Consider the following 16,664-nt stretch of genomic DNA (forward strand, 5'->3'; position numbering starts at 1 on the left):
GCCTACGACTCGGTGATGTCGATCTCGACGAGGATGTCGGCGTCGATGGCTTCGCGCACGTGCTCCAGCACCGCGGCCGGCACCGGCGAATCGACCGTCAGCACGCTCAGCGCTCCGCCGCCCGCCTCGAGGCGCGCGATCTGCATGCCCGCGATGTTGATGCCCGCCTCACCGAACTCGCGCCCGTAGATCGCGACGATGCCGGGCCGGTCGGTGTACTCCATGATCACGTGCGTCGTCGCGATCGGCACCTCGATCTCGTAGCCGTTGATGCCCACGAGCTTCTCGACCTGCTTCGGACCGGTGAGGGTGCCCGACACCGAGAGCTGGCGCCCGTCGGCGAGGGCGCCGGTGATGGTGATGACGTTCCGATACTCGGGTGACTCGGGATCGGTGATGAGACGGACGGCGATGCCGCGCTGCTCGGCGAGCAGCGGCGCGTTCACATATGACACGGTCTCGCTGACGATGTTGGTGAAGATGCCCTTGAGCGCCGCCAGCTTGTAGACGCTCACATCGAAGTCGACGAGCTCGCCGCGCACCTCGACGTCAACGCTCGTGATCGCGGCATCCGCAAGTCCGGCGAAGAGTTGGCCGAGCTTCTCGACGAGCGAGATGCCGGGTCGCACGTACTCGTCGATGACGCCCCCGGCGACATTCACGGCGTCGGGCACGAGTTCGCCGGCCAGCGCGAGCCGAACCGACTTGGCCACCGAGACGCCGGCCTTCTCCTGCGCCTCATCGGTGGACGCGCCGAGGTGCGGTGTCACGATGACGTTGGGCAGCGACAGCAGCGGCGACTCTCGCGGCGGCTCCGAGACGAAGACGTCGAGACCGGCACCGGCGATCCTGCGCGCGGCGAGCGCGTCGTGCAGCGCCTCCTCGTCGATGAGCCCGCCACGGGCGACGTTCACGATGTACGCCGTCGGCTTCATCTTCGCGAGCTGTTCGGCGCCGATCATGCCCGTGGTCTCGGGGGTCTTCGGCATGTGGATCGTGATGAAGTCGCTGCGCTCGAGGAGTTCGTCGAGGCTCACGGTCTGCACGCCGAGCTGCTGCGCGCGCGCCGCCGTGATGTACGGATCGTAGGCGATGACCTCGGTGCCGAACGCCTGCAGGCGTGCGGCGATGAGCGCGCCGATGCGACCGAGTCCGATGATGCCGATCGTCTTCTCGTACAGCTCGACGCCGGTGTAGTGCGATCGCTTCCACTCCCCCTGCGCCAAGGCTGCGTGCGCCGCCGGGATGTGACGGGCGAGCGCCAGGATGTGACCGACCGTGAGCTCGGCCGCCGAGATGATGTTCGACGTCGGAGCGTTCACGACCATCACGCCGGCCGTCGTGGCCGCCTTGATATCGACGTTGTCGAGGCCGACCCCGGCACGCGCGATGACCTTGAGGCGGGGCGCCGCGGCGATCGCCTCTTCATCGACCTTCGTGGCGGATCGGACGAGGATCGCGTTGGCGTTACCGATCGCCTCGAGCAGGGCCGGACGATCGGTTCCGTCGACGTTGCGGATCTCGAAGTCGGGCCCGAGGGCGTCGACGGTGGCGGGCGAGAGTTCTTCGGCGATCAGCACGACCGGCTTTGTCACGAACGGATTCCTTCAGGGCGATCGGCGCGCACGAGGCAGCGACTTGCGGGTGGGAATGCGCCACACGCCGTCGGGGCGCTACCCGCCCACTCTACTGGAGGGCGCTCGCGGCATCCGTCGTGTGACCGTGCAACGTAACCTGGCCCGCCGCCGGCGATCAGGACGCGTCGGCCGTCGAGAAGTCGATGCCGCCGAGCTCGAAGAACGCCGCGAGATCGAGGGTGAGCGCCTGCACGAGCGCCCATCCGACGAGGAAGAGCGCCGCCTGCGCGAGCGGTCCCCTGCGGTAGCCGAGCCAGAACGCGATGCCGTACACGACCAGCGGCACGACGAGCGCAGCGATGAGCAGGGCGAGGCCGACGCCCGCGAACGAGACTCCGAGGTCACCGACGATGAGCGACATCCCGACCAGGTCTCGCACCGCTTCCCACACGTCGTAGGCGTAGAGGATGCCGAAGATCACCGCGATCGTGACGGCGAGCCACAGCGGCGTGATCGTGCGCGAGTGGGACTGCGTATCCGTGGCCTCGGCCGGCTCGGCCGCCTGGTCGTCGCCGTCGAGCGGCATGGATGCGTCGGTCATCTCACCCTCGCAGCAGGAACGGAACGGGAACGAGCAGGACGGCCCCGGCGATGAGCCACAGCAGGCGAGCACGCCGGTGCTCGGCGAGCAGCCAGAGGACGGCACCGAGCCAGAACGCGGGTGCGAGCACGGCGAGCCAGCGCCCGAGCCCGTACATGAACTGGGCGACCGGATCGGCGAGCTGCGGCGCCGGCCCGATCGCCGTGATGAGCCAGCCGATGGCATACAGCAGGTAGATGCCACCGAGCACGCCGAGGAGCACGAGTTCCGCCGAGCCCGGGCCGGCGGCGGCATCCGCGTCAGTCACGTCATCGCCGTCGGCCGCCGTCGCACCGGATTCCGAGTCGGTAGCGGATGCCGCGGCATCGGGCTGCTCTGATCGAACCGGTTCGCCGACGGCCTTCCACCCCGGCGCGAGCGTGGGGTCGTCATCGCCCTCCCAACGCAGTGCGTCGTCGTCGGGGTCGCGGGTCATGCGACCAGACTAGCGATCCGCGTCTCGGTTCCGGCGGGCCGCCGCGCGGGCGGCTTCGACGGCGGCATGGACAGTCGCGGCATCCGTCATCTCGAAGCCGGCATCGCCACCACCCGGGCCGCTCTGCCCACCCCTCGTGGCCGTGCTTCGCGCCGAGAGATGCACCGCGTCGACGCCGGCCGCAGCGAGCGCCGGGAGGTCATCGACCCGCACCCCGCCACCGGCCATGAGCTCGACCGCACCTGCGAGCTCCTCCGCCATGCGGGCGAGCGTTCCGAGTCCGGCCCGGCAGTCCGGTTCGCCGCCGGATGTCAGCACGCGGCGCACACCCGTCCCGACGAGCGCCACGACGGAACCGACCGGGTCGGCGGCGGCATCGACGACCCGGTGCACCGTCACATCGAGGTGCTCGGCAACGTCGCGGAACCCTGCGATCGCGTCGACGTCGAGGGAACCGGCATCCGTCAACGCCCCAACGACGACGCCATCGGCACCGAGCGTCCGTGCGAGTCGGATGTCGCGCGCGATCGCGTCGAGTTCCTCGGCGTCGTAGACGAAGCCGCCTCCGCGCGGGCGCACGAGAACATGCACGAAGCCAGGGGCGGATGCCGCGGCGGCTTCGACCGCTGACTCGATGAGTCCCGCCGACGGCGTGAGCCCGCCGACGCCGAGCGCCTGGCACAGCTCGACGCGTGCAGCACCCGCCTCGAGTGCGACGCGCACCCCGGCGACGTCTTGGACGGCGATCTCGACGGGAAGGAACCCTGCCACCCCGTCACCCTATCGAGCAGGCGGCAGGGCGGGGCACTGGCTCGGGCGGACGTTCAGGAGGACACTCATGTCATGACCGACCGCAATGAGACCGTGCGCCTCGCGATCTACACCGCCCTCGCCGCAACCGGCCGAATCCCGTCGACCGAGGAGCTCACCGAGCAGACAGGGTTGTCGATCGCAGAGCTCGACGACGCGATGACCGAGCTCGCAGCATCCCGACACCTCGTGTTCGACGGTGACCACGAGATCGTGCTGGCGCACCCCTTCGCAACGCGCAACTTCGCGTTCTCCGTGATGGGCGACCACACCCTGTGGTGGGGCGGATGCGCATGGGACGCGTTCGCAATCCCGAATCTCGTGCCCGATGAGCCGTCGGCGCTCGTCGCGACCACATGCCCGTCGTGCGGCACGGCGCACTCGTGGACTGTGACGCGCGACGGTCCACCGGAAGGCACGCAGATCGCCCACTTCCTGACGCCGATGGCGCACGTCTGGGACGACGTCATCCACACGTGCGAGAACCAGCGGATCTTCTGCGACGACGGATGCCTCGACCGCTGGCTCGCCGAAACGGGCAACGAACGCGGCGCGGTGTTCGACCTCGCGACGCTGTGGCGGCTCGCCTCCCAGTGGTACGCGGGCCGGCTCGATACGCCCTACAAGCGCCGGGAACCGAAGGAAGCCCACGAGTACTTCGCGAGCGTCGGGCTCGTCGGCCCGTTCTGGGGCAACGCGCCCGCCTGAGTTCGTCTCAGCCCCGATGCACCGGGGTGATGATCACGAACTGTGGCAGCACGGGCGCCTCGTCGGCTGGCGCGATCCGGTTCGTGCATGCGGCGAGAGCGAAGACGGATGCCGCGGCGACGACTCGGATCGTTGCGGTCGCGGTGTTCATGCCTCCCACGCTGCGCTGACCGGGTATGCGTCCGGTATGCGCGGTATTCGCACATCATTGACGCGACGCGTCAGGGGGCGAACAATGCGGAGCATGGGCCTGGTTGTCTTCGGCCCGCTCACCCTCGACGGGGCCACGCTCAGCCCGCGGGAGCGCTCAGTGCTCTCGGCGCTGGTGCTTCGCGCCGGGCGTCCTGTCACCACCGATGAGCTCGCCGATGCACTCTGGGGCGACGAACCGCCAGGCACGTGGGCCAAGCAGCTGCAGGCGTCCGTCGGTCGGGTCCGCAGTGCGATCGGTCGCGACGCGATCGAGACCGAGCCCGGTGCGTACGTGTTGCGGGTCGACCCTGACAGCATCGACGTCCAGCGGTTCGAGCAGCATGCGGAATCCGCCCGCCTGCACCTCGAGAACGACCCGGCGCGCGCCCTCGATGCCGCAGAGCGTGCACTCGCGCTCTGGCGCGGCAGCCCATATGCCGACCTTGCGTCCTGGCCACCCGCGCTCGGCGAGTCGGAGCGCCTCGACGAGTTGCGGATGGAGCTCGAGGAGCTGCGGGTGGACGCGCACCTGAAGCTCGGAGAGCACACGGCCTCCGTCGCCGACGCGGAACGACTGGTCCGGGAAGCCCCCCTGCGCGAACGGCGTTGGGTCCTGCTCGCTACCGCCCTGTATCGCAGCGGGCGTCAGGCCGACGCGTTGGCGGCCGTCCGCGCTGCCAGGGAGCGACTCGCAGACGAGCTCGGGGCCGAACCGGGCGCCGAACTCGCCGAGCTCGAGCTCGGCATCCTCCGGCACGATGATTCGCTGGACCTCATCGACGCGCCGGTCACTCCGAGCTCCGCCTGCCCCTATCGAGGCCTGCAGCCGTTCGGCGTCGAGGACGAGGACATCTTCTTCGGCAGGAGCACCGACATCGGGGCGGCGCTGACGAGGCTCTCGGGGTCGCGGTTCCTTGCGATCGCGGGCGCGTCCGGGAGCGGCAAGTCCTCGCTCGTGCGCGCGGGCGTCGTACCGGCCCTGCAGCGCCTCGGCGATCGCGTGACCATCCTCACGCCAGAGCTCCACCTCGATGTCCGGATCCGCGACGCAGTATGGGGAGCCGGACACGCCGACGTGGTGATCGTCGACCAGTTCGAGGAGGTGTTCCACGCCGGCGAGGCCGACGTCGACGCCGCCGCACGCGCGATCTTCGACACGGTGTCGCGGGGCACCATCATCGTGCTCGTGGTGCGCTCGGACTTCCTCGATGACTGCGCTGAGCACCCCGACCTCGCCCCCCTCGTCGCCGAGGGCGTCCACCTCGTCGGCCCGATGTCACCCGACGCACTGCGGGAGGCCATCGAGGAGCCGGCGCACCGTGCCGGGCTCCGACTCGAACCCGGACTGGTCGAGCTCATCCTGCGGGATGCGGTCGGCGAGGCCGGCGCCCTGCCGCACCTGTCCCACGCGCTCGTCGAGACCTGGCTCCGGCGCGAGGGGGCGACCATGACGGTCGCCGGATACGAGGCATCGGGCGGAATCTCAGGCGCGATCGCGCAGTCTGCTGATCGGCTCTACCAGTCGATGAGCACCGAGCAGCGGGAGGTCTGCCGCTCCCTCCTGCTCCGGCTGATGGCGCTCGCACCCGACGGCAGTCCGATACGTCGTCGGGTGTCGTCGAAGCCGCTCCGAACGGATGCCGCGAGAGACGAAGTGCTGACGATGCTCGCCCGGTCGCGGCTCGTCAGCGCCGAAGCCGATTCGGTCGAGGTCGCACACGAGTCCCTGGCGACCGCGTGGCCACGGCTCCAGTCCTGGCTCGCGGAGGACGCCGAGAGCGCACGAATGCTCACGGCCGTCGCGGCGGCGGCGGAAGCATGGAACGCCGCCGACCGACCCGACGACGACCTCTATCGCGGCGTGCGACTGCAAGCGGCGCTGGAGTGGCGCGACGCGTCGCCGAGCGATCTCACCGACGTCGAATCGGCCTTTCTCGACGCGTCGGCCGACCGTGCAACGGCCGAGCAGGAGCAGCTCGCGGAGCGGGCACGACGGGATCGGCGCCAGAACCGGCGACTGCGCGCGCTGCTCGTCGGTGCCGCGGGCCTCATCGTCCTGCTCATCGGTGCCGGATCCGTCGCGGTGGTCTCATCGCGGGAGGCGGGCGCGCAGCGCGACAGCGCGGCGATCGAGGCGCTCGTCGGAACCGCCCTCGCGTTGCGATCGTCGGAGCGCGACGTCTCGGCGCTCCTCGCCGCCGAGGCCTACCGGCGTTGGCCCGACGACCCGCGCACGCGTTCCGGGCTCATGGGTGTGCTCCAGGGAGCGGGTGGATTCCTCGGGAACACGATCATGGCCGACGGCGGGAACACGTACGGAAGCGTGATTCCGGGCACCGGGCAGGTCGTGATCGTCAGCACCGCCGGTGACGCTGCGGTGCGCGACGCGGAGACGGGCGACCTCGTGCGAGAACTCGACCTCGGGTTCGAGCCGGACCCGCCCGAACCCGAACCGCTCGTGGAGGTCAGTGGCGACGGTCGTATGGCGGCGGTCCTCTGGTCCGCGCGCACGCAGCTCCAGGGCCCCACCTGGTACGGGACCTCGACGCAGTCGAAAGTCGTGGTCTTCGACCTCGAGACCGGACGGCGCCTCGTCGGGCCTGAACTGATCCCCGTCGGGACGGGATCACTCGCGGCGAACGCGGACGGTTCGATCATCGCGATCGCCGACGCCCGCGACGGTGCGGTCACCCTCCTCCACACGATGGACGGCAGTATGTCGAGGGTCGCCGACGAGACGACCGTCCCCCTCGATCGGGACTCGTACGCAGCGGCGCTTGCTTTCGACGACCAGGACCGGCTGCTGGTCGGACGCCTCGACGACCGCGTGGATGTGATCGACGCCGCATCGGGGAGCATCACCCACAGCCTCCTGGTGGCTGAGGACTCAGCGCATGTCGCCATGGCTGTCAGTCGCTCAGGGGTCGTCGTCGCCGCCGGTGATCGCCAGCTCATCGCCTTCGATCCCGATGACGGACGCGTGCGGTGGTCGACCGACATCAGCCGACCGTACATGTTCCCGTGCAACTGGCTCGCCGTGGCGGAGTCCGTGCAGCGCGCGTTCTGCGGCAGCCGGTTCGGGAGGATCAGCGCGTACTCGCTGGTCGACGGCACGCTGCTCCCCGAGGAGGAGCTCGGGCCGCTGTACGGAGAAGTCGGCCCGATCGACGTCGTCGACGATGGCGCAACGCTGGTGACGATCAGCGGCAGCCATCCGCTCATCTCGCGCTGGCGACTCGACGGCGTGGGCCTCGGCCGACGGCTGCTCGCATCCGGCCAGATGGTGGTCGGTCCGTACTCGATCGACGGCAGCGCCATCGTCGTGGCGCCGCAGGCGGTCGTCACGAGTACGCCTCCGATCTGGGACGCCGCCGTCGTGCTCGAAACCGCGACCGGAGACGTCGCCTACGGCTTCGGCGAACCGGTCACCGACGTGGTGTGGGCTCGCGGCCGTCTCATCGCCCGGAGCGCGGTGGAGCAGATGTTCCGCTTCATCGACACCCAGACCTGGGACCAGGTCGGGAGGTCGATCTGGACCGTCGAACGCTTCGTCCCGTCGCTCGACGGTGAATACCTGGAGGCGATCCGCACCGACGGACGAATCCAGGCGTTCGATCCCCAGAAGGTCGCAGCGGCCGGCGCCTCCTGGGCCGTTGCGGGATTGGCCGATTGGATCTCGATCTCACCCGACGATCGCCGTATCGCCGTGACTCACCGCGGCGACGAGATGGCGTACGCAGAAGGAGTGGGGTTCTCCACAGCCGAGGACCAGGAGCTCCACGTGTCCATCGCGGACGCCGAGACGGGGAAAGTGCTCTACGACGAGCCCATGAAGGTCAGCGCACACGTGTTGCTCGAGGACGGCGAGCTCATCGGTCTCGAGGACAATCGCATCGGTCGGTACCAGACCGACCCGCTTGCCCGCATCGGAACGGTCGCAGGTGCTGCCGGGGGCACCTTCTCCCCATCCTTGAGCCGCGACGCCCGCACGCTCCTGGTAATGGCTGCCGACGGCACGGCCATGGTGTACGACGCGCCGTCCGGTACGCGGCTCGGCGAACCGCTGCGCACGGACAGCCGCACGCTGGGGGTGGCGGTCCTGCGCCCCGACGGTCGGGAGATGGCCGTGTCGATGCCCTCGGGGGTCATGCTGTGGGACCTGGACCCCGACCACCAGTTCCAGTTCGCCTGCCAGCTCGCGGGCCGGGAACTCACCGAGGACGAATGGAACACCTACCTCGGCGACCTCGGCGATCCGCAGAGCACCTGCGGCTTCGACTAGACGCTCGACGACACGGAAACGGGGCCGGACAACACCGACCCCGTCGTGGAGCGGATAGCGATCACGAGCGGACCGCCGAACGGATCACCGAGGATTGAGCGGGCTCAGATCCTGGTCGACCACCGATGCCGCTGGTGCGGCGGCCGACTCGACCTTGGCCATGTGGGCACGCACGAGCAGCTCACGGAGGTAACGGTCGGCGCCCTCCCGAACGAGCACGCGGTGCATCGCGGGCGTCGTCACCGGTCGAACGATCTGGGCGACATTCGAGTCTGCTTCGGCGGCGCTGGCGGCGTTCGCAGCTCCGATGGTCACCGCGAGCGCGGCAGCGGCCGCGGCGGCGGTGAGGCGGGTTGTGATCGATGTGGTGTTCATGCCTCCACCGTCGCGCGGGGTGGTATGCAGCCGCATCGCGACCGGTATGCGGCAGGTATGTGCTTCGGCAGATACGCGAACGGCGGGGCCGCCCCCAGGCGGCCCCCCCCCTCCGGGGGGGGTCGGTACGCCCCCCGCCTCCCCCGGCGCCCCCCCACCCCCCCCCCCCCGCCTCCCCCGGCGCCCCCCCCCCCCCCCCCCCCCCCCCCGGCCGCCCCCCCCCCCCCCCACCACCCCTCCCCCCCGGCCGTCCCCCCCCAGCGCCTGCGCCCTTCGCGACCGGTCGCCTCGATGGGGTGCCCCTCGCCCTTCGCGCGGAGCTCCAGGAACTCCTTCTGCCCATTGTCTTGGTCGGCGATGAAGCGCTTCGCGAACGTGCCGTCCTGGATGTCGGCGAGCACGGCCTGCATGTTCTCCTTGACGTGCGGGTCGATGACGCGCGGGCCCGACACGTAGTCGCCGTACTCGGCCGTGTCGGAGACCGACCAGCGCTGCTTGGCGATGCCGCCCTCCCACATGAGGTCGACGATGAGCTTGAGCTCGTGCAGTACCTCGAAGTACGCGACCTGCGGCTGGTAACCGGCCTCGGTCAGCGTCTCGAATCCGTACTGGATGAGCTGCGACACGCCGCCGCAGAGCACCGCCTGCTCGCCGAAGAGGTCGGTCTCGGTCTCCTCCGTGAACGTGGTCTTGATGCCGCCCGCTCGCAGGCCGCCGATGGCCTTCGCGTACGAGAGGGCGAGCGGCCAGGCGTTGCCCGAGGCATCCTTCTCGACCGCGACGATCACGGGTACGCCGCGACCCGCCTCGTATTCGCGGCGCACGGTGTGGCCGGGGCCCTTCGGGGCGACCATGATCACGTCCACGCCCTCGGGGGCCTGGATGTAGCCGAAGCGGATGTTGAAGCCGTGCCCGAACACCAGGGTCTTGCCCTCGGCGAGCTGACCCTCGATGGACTCGGCATAGATGTGCCGCTGGTACTGGTCGGGCGCGAGGATCACGATCACGTCGGCCCAGCCCGCGGCATCCGCCACGCTCTTGACCTCGAAGCCCGCCTCCTCGGCCTTCGGCTTCGACTTGGAGTCCTCCTTGAGGCCCACGACCACGTCGACGCCGGAGTCGCGAAGGTTCTGGGCGTGCGCATGGCCCTGCGAGCCGTAGCCGATGACGGCGACCTTCTTGCCCTGGATGAGCTCCAGGTCGGCGTCCTTGTCGTAGTAGATCTCAGCCATGTGCGGTTCTTTCTCCTTGATGCGGTTGGATCCGGGTTTCGAGACGCGTCCGGCTTCGCCGGGCGCTCCTCAACCCGCGGTTCTGGTCAGTTCTTGAAGACGCGCTCGGTGATGGACTTGCCGCCGCGGCCGATCGCGAGCAGGCCCGATTGGGCGATCTCCTTGATGCCGTAGGGTTCGAGCACCTTGAGGAACGCGGTGGTCTTGCCGGAGTCGCCGGTGACCTCGATCACGAGCGCATCGGTCGAGACGTCGACGACGCGCGCCCGGAACAGGTTGACCGCCTCGAGCACCTGCGAGCGGGTGGCGTTGTCGACCCGCACCTTGATGAGCATGTGCTCGCGCTGCACGGCCTGACTGGGGTCGAGCTCGACGATCTTGATGACGTTGACGAGCTTGTTCAGCTGCTTGGTCACCTGCTCGAGCGGAAGGTCCTCGACATCTACCACCACCGTGATGCGGGAGAGCCCGTCGATCTCGGAGTGACCGACGGCGAGCGACTCGATGTTGAATCCGCGTCGCGCGAAGAGTCCGGCGACGCGGGTGAGCAGGCCGGGCTTGTCCTCGACGAGGAGGGAGAGCACGTGGGTCGACATGTCAGTCCTCCTCCTCGCTGAACGCCGGCGAATGGTCTCGCGCGTACTGCACGTAGCTGTTCGATACGCCCTGCGGCACCATCGGCCACACCATGGCGTCGGCCGAGACGACGAAGTCGATGACGACCGGGCGGTCGTTCGTCTCGAGGGCGAGCTTGATCGCCTCGTCGACCTCTTCCTCTTTCGTGACCCGAATGCCGAGCGCCCCGTAGGCCTCGGCAAGGGTCACGAAGTCGGGTACGCGCACGGTGTCGTGCCCGGTGTTCAGGTCGGTGTTCGAGTAGCGGCCGTCGTAGAACAGCGTCTGCCACTGCCGCACCATGCCGAGCGAGGAGTTGTTGATCACCGCGACCTTGATCGGGATGTCGTTCAGCGTGCAGGTCGCGAGCTCCTGGTTCGTCATCTGGAAGCAGCCGTCACCGTCGATCGCCCACACGACTCGCTCGGGCTCGGCGACCTTGGCGCCCATGGCGGCCGGGACCGCGTAGCCCATGGTGCCTGCGCCGCCCGAGTTGAGCCAGGAGTTGGGGCGCTCGTACTTGATGAACTGCGCGGCCCACATCTGGTGCTGGCCGACACCCGCTGCGAAGATCCCCTCGGGACCGGTGAGTTCGCCGATGCGCTGGATCACGTACTGCGGTGCGAGCAGGCCGTCGGACGTCGGCGAGTACCCGAGCGGGAACTCCGAGCGGAGCCCGTCGAGCGTCGCCCACCACTCGTCGAGGTCGGGCGTCGCATCGGCGGCGGCCGCCCGGTACGCGGCCACGAGGTCGACGAGCACGTCTTTGACGTCGCCGACGATGGGCACGTCGGCCGTGCGGATCTTGGAGATCTCGGCGGGGTCGATGTCGACGTGCACGATCTTCGCGTTCGGGGCGAAGAGGGCCGACTTACCCGTGACGCGGTCGTCGAAGCGTGCTCCGAGCGAGACGAGGAGGTCGGCCTCCTGCAGGGCGAGCACCGCCGGGACGGTGCCGTGCATGCCGGGCATGCCGAGGTGCTGACGGTGCGAGTCTGGGAAGGCACCGCGAGCCATGAGCGTCGTCACCACCGGCGCGTTCGTCGCATCGGCGAGTTCGATGAGTTCCTTCGAGGCGCCCGAACGGATGATTCCACCGCCCACGTACAGCACGGGACGCTTCGCCTCGGCGAGCAGTTGGGCCGCCGCGGCGACCTGCTTGCCGTGCGCCTTCGTGATCGGGCGATAGCCCGGAAGCTCGACCTTCGGCGGCCACCGGAACTCGAACGTCGCCTGCTGGGCGTCTTTCGTGATGTCGACGAGCACCGGGCCCGGCCGGCCCGTCGTGGCGATGTGGTACGCGGCAGCCATCGTGGCGGGGATGTCCTCGGCGCGCTTCACGAGGAACGAGTGCTTCGTGATGGGCATGGTGATGCCGACGATGTCGGCCTCCTGGAAGGCATCCGTGCCCATGAGGTTCGAGAACACCTGGCCGGTGATCGCGAGCAGTGGCACTGAGTCCATGTGCGCATCGGCGATGGCCGTGACGAGATTGGTCGCACCGGGACCCGAGGTGGCGATCGCGACGCCGACCCTGCCGCTCGCCGAGGCGTAGCCCTCGGCCGCGTGGCCTGCGCCCTGCTCGTGGCGCACGAGGATGTGGCGGAGCTTGCGGCTGTCGAGCAGCGGGTCGTAGACGGGAAGGATCGCACCGCCGGGCAGCCCGAAGACGTCGGTGATGCCGAGCATCTCGAGGGAGCGGACGACCGCCTCGGCACCGGTGATCTGCACGGGTGCACCGGGCGGTGCAGGGGCGGGCGAAGGCACGGGAGTCGATTCCGTGGTCATTCGATTCCTGTTCTGATGGACGGTGGGAGTGCGGGAGAGCGCAGCACTCAGCCGGTCGTGGCGCCTTCGGCGGCGGAACGCACGAGCTTCGAGTACTTCGCGAGGACGCCACGGGTATAGCGCGGAGGAAGCGGAGCCCAGCCTTCACGGCGAGCAGCCAACTCGGCATCATCGACCAGTAGGTCGATGGAACGAGCTGCGATATCGACCCGTATCGGATCACCATCGCGCACGAAGGCGATGGGACCTGCGTCCACCGCTTCGGGTGCTATGTGGCCGATGCACAGGCCGGTTGTGCCGCCTGAGAATCGACCATCCGTCAAGAGTAGTACATCTTTTCCGAGCCCAGCCCCCTTGATGGCCGCCGTGATGGCGAGCATCTCGCGCATGCCGGGCCCGCCTTTCGGACCTTCATATCGGATGACGACGACGTCGCCATGCTTGATCTCCCCGTTCGTGAGCGCGTCCATGGCGGCGCGCTCGCGCTCGAACACGCGGGCCGGTCCTTCGAACGTGGCCGCATCGAAGCCCGCGGTCTTCACCACGGCGCCTTCGGGGGCGAGCGATCCGTGCAGGATCGTCAACCCACCGGTCTCGTGGATCGGGTTGTCGAGAGTACGGAGCACGTCGCCGTCGAGCGGCGGGATCTGCATCTCGGCGAGGTTCTCGGCGAGCGTCTTGCCGGTCACCGTGAGGCACTCGCCGTGCATGAGGCCGGCGTCGAGCAGGGCCTTCATGAGCACGGGCAGGCCGCCACGACGGTCGACGTCGTTCATGACGTACCTGCCGAAGGGCTTCAGGTCGCCGACGTGCGGCACCTTCGAGCCGATGCGGTTGAAGTCGTCGAGCGTGAGGTCGACGTCGGCCTCACGAGCGATGGCCAGGAGGTGCAGCACGATGTTCGTGGAGCCGCCGAGCGCCATGCCCACGGCGATGGCGTTCTCGAAGGCCTCTTTGGTGAGGATTCGACGTGCGGTGATGCCCCGCTCGAGGAGGTTGACGACCGCCTCCCCCGAGCGATGCGCGTAGTAGTCGCGACGGCGATCGGCAGCGGCCGGCGACGCGGACCCGGGCAGCGAGAGACCGAGCGCCTCGGCGACCGAGGCCATCGTGTTCGCGGTGTACATGCCGCCGCAGGCGCCCTCGCCCGGGGCGAACGCGCACTCGATGGTCTTGGCGTCGGCCTCGCTCATCGTGCCGGCCTTCACCCCGCCGACCGCCTCGAACGAGTCGATGATCGTGATGTCCTTCTCGGTGCCGTCGGAGAGGCGGACCCACCCTGGCGCGATCGAGCCGGCGTAGAGGAAGACCGAGGCCAGGTCGAGGCGAGCCGCCGCCATGAGCATGCCAGGGATCGACTTGTCGCAGCCGGCGAGCAGCACCGAGCCGTCGAGTCGCTCGGCCTCCATGACGACCTCGACCGAGTCGGCGATGACCTCGCGCGAGACGAGCGAGAAGTGCATGCCCTCGTGCCCCATCGAGATGCCGTCTGAGACCGAGACCGTGCCGAACTGCAGCGGGTAGCCGCCACCGGCATGCACGCCCTCCTTCGCGGCCTGCGCGAGGCGGCCGAGGGAGAGGTTGCACGGCGTGATCTCGTTCCACGAACTCGCGATGCCGATCTGCGGCTTGTCCCAGTCGGCATCGCCCATGCCGACGGCGCGGAGCATTCCACGGCTGGTCATGGCCTCGATGCCGTCGGTGACGGTACGGCTACGCGGTTTGGGATCGAACTCGGGCATGCATCGAGTCTATGGCCAGCGCGAGGGGGCTCCCCGCGCGGCGTCGCGGGCATCGGCCAGCAGTTCGAGCATCTCGGCGACGTCCTCGGGGCTGCGCACGCGGAAGGTCGCGATGGACTTGCCCTGACCCACCTTGACGCCGATGTCCTCGGCGTCGAGCGCGGCGAACGCATCCTCGTCGGTCACGTCATCGCCGACGTAGATCGTCGCGGTGGCGCCGACGTGCTGCCGGAGGCGCGTGAGGGACTCGCCCTTGTCGCTCGATCGAACGGCGAACTCGAGCACCGCCTTGCCGGTGCGGACCGTGATGCCGACGAGCTCTCCGGCGACCTTGTCGCGCGCCACCTTCTGGAGGGCGGTACCCGCCTCGGCGTTCAGCTTGCGCGTGTGGAGCGCACGTCCGGCGGGCTTCTCTTCGATCCATGCCCCGTCGGCGGTCGCCGCGACGTCGTCGAGGATCGAGGACAACCGCTCGAGCTTGGCGAGCTCGGCGTCGCGGAGGTCGATGGTGGCGACGCCGGCGTCGAGCTGCAGCTCCACGCCGTGCGATCCGCTGAGCAGTGTTCCGTCGGGCGGGCTGGCGACCTCGTTGAGGCTGTCGAGCGCTCGGCCCGACACGATCGCGACACGGGTGTCTTCGGAGCTGGCCAGCCGTTCGATCGCCCCGCGGGCCCTGATCGTCGCCCGCGCGTCCTCGGGACGGTCGACGAGGGGTGCCAGCGTGCCGTCGAAGTCGAGCGCGACGAGCAGCCGTTCGGTCTCGGCGATGCGGTTGAGAGCGCTGAGCAGCGACTCGGGTACCCCGGGCCGGATGATGCCGGCGCCCGTGAGCGTCTCGAGGAACGTCGCAGACCACTTGGCGACGTCGTTGTCGCGCACCCGCTTGCGGAGGGCGCGCATACGACGGGACCGTTCCCGCTTCGGCATCCGCACCGCTTCGACGAACGCGTCCTTCAGGCCCTCGATGTCATGGGGGTTCACGAGCACCGCCTGCCTGAGCTCATCGGAAGCTCCGGTGAACTCGCTGAGCAGCAGCACGCCGTCGTCGTCGAACCGGCTCGCGACGTACTCCTTGGCGACGAGGTTCATGCCGTCGCGCAGGGCGGTGACGAGCATGACGTCGGCGGCCAGGTAGAGCGCCACCATCTCCTCGCGGGGGTACCCGTGGTGCAGGTAGGCGATCGCCTGGTGCTCGAGCGTCGAGTAGTCGCCGTTGATCCGGCCCACCGCGAGCTCGATCTCGTCGCGGAGCTGCCGGTAGGTCTCGACACGCTCCCTCGACGGGCTCGCCACCTGCACCAGGATCGTGCTCTCCACGTCGAGCCGCCCCTCGTGCAGTAGCTCGCCGAACGCCTTGATCCGGTGCCGGATGCCCTTCGTGTAGTCGAGCCGGTCGACGCCGAGCATGATCGTCTCGGGATTGCCGAGGCTCTCGCGAATCTCGCGTGCACGCTGCTGCACCTCGGGCCGCCGTGCGATCTCCTCGAACCCCGCTGCATCGATCGAGATCGGGAAATGCCGCGCGACCACGCGCCTCGACTCCTCGCGGTCGCCGGGCACCTCGATGACCGTGCCCCGCGTCGGGTGGCCGAACAGCCGCCGTACCGCCCGCGAGAAGTTGCCGGCGTCTGCGGCTCGCTGGAAGCCGATCACGTCGGCGCCGAGCAGGCCGTCGAGCACCTGACGCCGCCAGGGCAGCTGGGAGTAGATGCCGTACGCCGGGAAGGGGATGTGGTTGAAGAACCCGATCACGAGGTCGGGTCGCTTCTCGCGGAGCATTCGAGGCACGAGCTGCAGTTGGTAGTCGTGCACCCAGACGACCGCGCCGTCGGATGCCGCGCGAGCGGCCGCCTCAGCGAAGCGGCGGTTCACCCGCACGTACGCCTCCCACCATTCGCGGTGGAACGACGGCGGGGCGATCACGTCGTGGTAGAGCGGCCAGAGGGTGTCGTTCGAGAACCCCTCGTAGTACTCCTCGAGCTCGGACTCCGAGAGCGGAACCGGGATGATCGAGATGCCGTCGTGCTCGAACGGGTCGAACTCGCGGTCGGCGACGCCGGCCCAACCGATCCACGCGCCGTCGGCCGCCCGCATGACCGGCTCGAGTGCCGTGACCAGTCCGCCGGGCGAGCTCTTCCATTGCGTCTGCCCGTCGGACCCGCTCTCGTAGTCGACGGGAAGACGATTCGAGACGACGATCATGTCGTAGACATGGTCGACGTAGAGCTCGTCGTCGCGGATAGGTTCAGGCGCAGTCATAGTGGCGG

12 protein-coding genes and 1 pseudogene are annotated in these 16,664 nt (G+C 69.2%); 2 read left to right on the forward strand and 11 right to left on the reverse strand.

Translation table 11 applies throughout. From position 1 onward, the window contains the following. Positions 1–2: 2 nt before the first annotated feature. From serA to HUS56_RS15755, 4 genes are all read right to left on the reverse strand, one after another. On the reverse strand, positions 3–1,595 hold the full coding sequence (gene serA, locus HUS56_RS15740; protein ID WP_173924339.1) for a phosphoglycerate dehydrogenase: 1,593 nt from the start codon (positions 1,593–1,595) through the stop codon (positions 3–5). A 157-nt stretch (positions 1,596–1,752) separates the two neighbouring features. Then, positions 1,753–2,178 carry a hypothetical protein gene (locus HUS56_RS15745; RefSeq protein WP_173924340.1) on the reverse strand — a complete coding sequence of 142 codons (426 nt, stop codon included), beginning with the start codon at positions 2,176–2,178 and terminating at the stop codon, positions 1,753–1,755. A gap of 1 nt (position 2,179) precedes the next feature. After that, positions 2,180–2,653 carry a DNA polymerase III subunit gamma/tau gene (locus HUS56_RS15750; protein ID WP_173924341.1) on the reverse strand — a complete coding sequence of 158 codons (474 nt, stop codon included), beginning with the start codon at positions 2,651–2,653 and terminating at the stop codon, positions 2,180–2,182. 9 nt (positions 2,654–2,662) lie between these two features. Continuing rightward, positions 2,663–3,424 carry a copper homeostasis protein CutC gene (locus tag HUS56_RS15755; protein ID WP_173924342.1) on the reverse strand — a complete coding sequence of 254 codons (762 nt, stop codon included), beginning with the start codon at positions 3,422–3,424 and terminating at the stop codon, positions 2,663–2,665. Positions 3,425–3,496: 72 nt separating this feature from the next. Between HUS56_RS15755 and merB the strand changes: the two genes are divergently transcribed. After that, complete coding sequence (gene merB / locus HUS56_RS15760) at positions 3,497–4,171, forward strand: organomercurial lyase (protein WP_173924343.1); 675 nt, start codon at positions 3,497–3,499, stop codon at positions 4,169–4,171. A 7-nt stretch (positions 4,172–4,178) separates the two neighbouring features. Here merB and HUS56_RS15765 read toward each other — a convergent pair whose 3' ends face one another. Then, positions 4,179–4,322, reverse strand: coding sequence for a hypothetical protein (locus HUS56_RS15765; RefSeq protein ID WP_173924344.1), 144 nt, complete (start codon positions 4,320–4,322; stop codon positions 4,179–4,181). A gap of 93 nt (positions 4,323–4,415) precedes the next feature. On the opposite strand from HUS56_RS15765, the gene HUS56_RS15770 reads away from it, so the two are divergent. Continuing rightward, positions 4,416–8,645, forward strand: a complete 4,230-nt coding sequence (locus HUS56_RS15770; protein WP_173924345.1) for a BTAD domain-containing putative transcriptional regulator — start codon at positions 4,416–4,418, stop codon at positions 8,643–8,645. Positions 8,646–8,729: 84 nt separating this feature from the next. Here the strand turns inward: HUS56_RS15770 and HUS56_RS15775 are convergent, their stop codons facing one another. The 6 genes and pseudogenes from HUS56_RS15775 to HUS56_RS15800 all read right to left on the reverse strand — a co-directional run bounded on the left by HUS56_RS15775 (position 8,730) and on the right by HUS56_RS15800 (position 16,656). After that, the gene (locus HUS56_RS15775) at positions 8,730–9,020 is read right to left on the reverse strand and encodes a hypothetical protein (RefSeq protein WP_173924346.1); all 291 of its coding nucleotides are present in this window, start codon (positions 9,018–9,020) and stop codon (positions 8,730–8,732) included. A 212-nt stretch (positions 9,021–9,232) separates the two neighbouring features. Then, positions 9,233–10,252: pseudogene (gene ilvC, locus HUS56_RS15780) on the reverse strand (ketol-acid reductoisomerase); the annotation flags it as partial. Between the two features lie 86 nt (positions 10,253–10,338). Next, positions 10,339–10,848 carry an acetolactate synthase small subunit gene (gene ilvN / locus HUS56_RS15785; protein WP_173924347.1) on the reverse strand — a complete coding sequence of 170 codons (510 nt, stop codon included), beginning with the start codon at positions 10,846–10,848 and terminating at the stop codon, positions 10,339–10,341. A 1-nt stretch (position 10,849) separates the two neighbouring features. Continuing rightward, a complete protein-coding gene (locus HUS56_RS15790) occupies positions 10,850–12,655 on the reverse strand; it encodes an acetolactate synthase large subunit (RefSeq protein WP_173924348.1) in 1,806 nt (601 codons plus the stop codon). 47 nt (positions 12,656–12,702) lie between these two features. Continuing rightward, entirely contained in the window at positions 12,703–14,397 is a 1,695-nt protein-coding gene (ilvD, locus tag HUS56_RS15795; RefSeq protein WP_173924349.1) for a dihydroxy-acid dehydratase, read from the reverse strand. Between the two features lie 9 nt (positions 14,398–14,406). After that, the gene (locus HUS56_RS15800) at positions 14,407–16,656 is read right to left on the reverse strand and encodes a bifunctional alpha,alpha-trehalose-phosphate synthase (UDP-forming)/trehalose-phosphatase (protein ID WP_173924350.1); all 2,250 of its coding nucleotides are present in this window, start codon (positions 16,654–16,656) and stop codon (positions 14,407–14,409) included. Positions 16,657–16,664 lie beyond the last annotated feature (8 nt).

Source organism: Agromyces sp. Marseille-P2726 (assembly GCF_902809835.1).
Lineage (GTDB): Bacteria > Actinomycetota > Actinomycetes > Actinomycetales > Microbacteriaceae > Agromyces.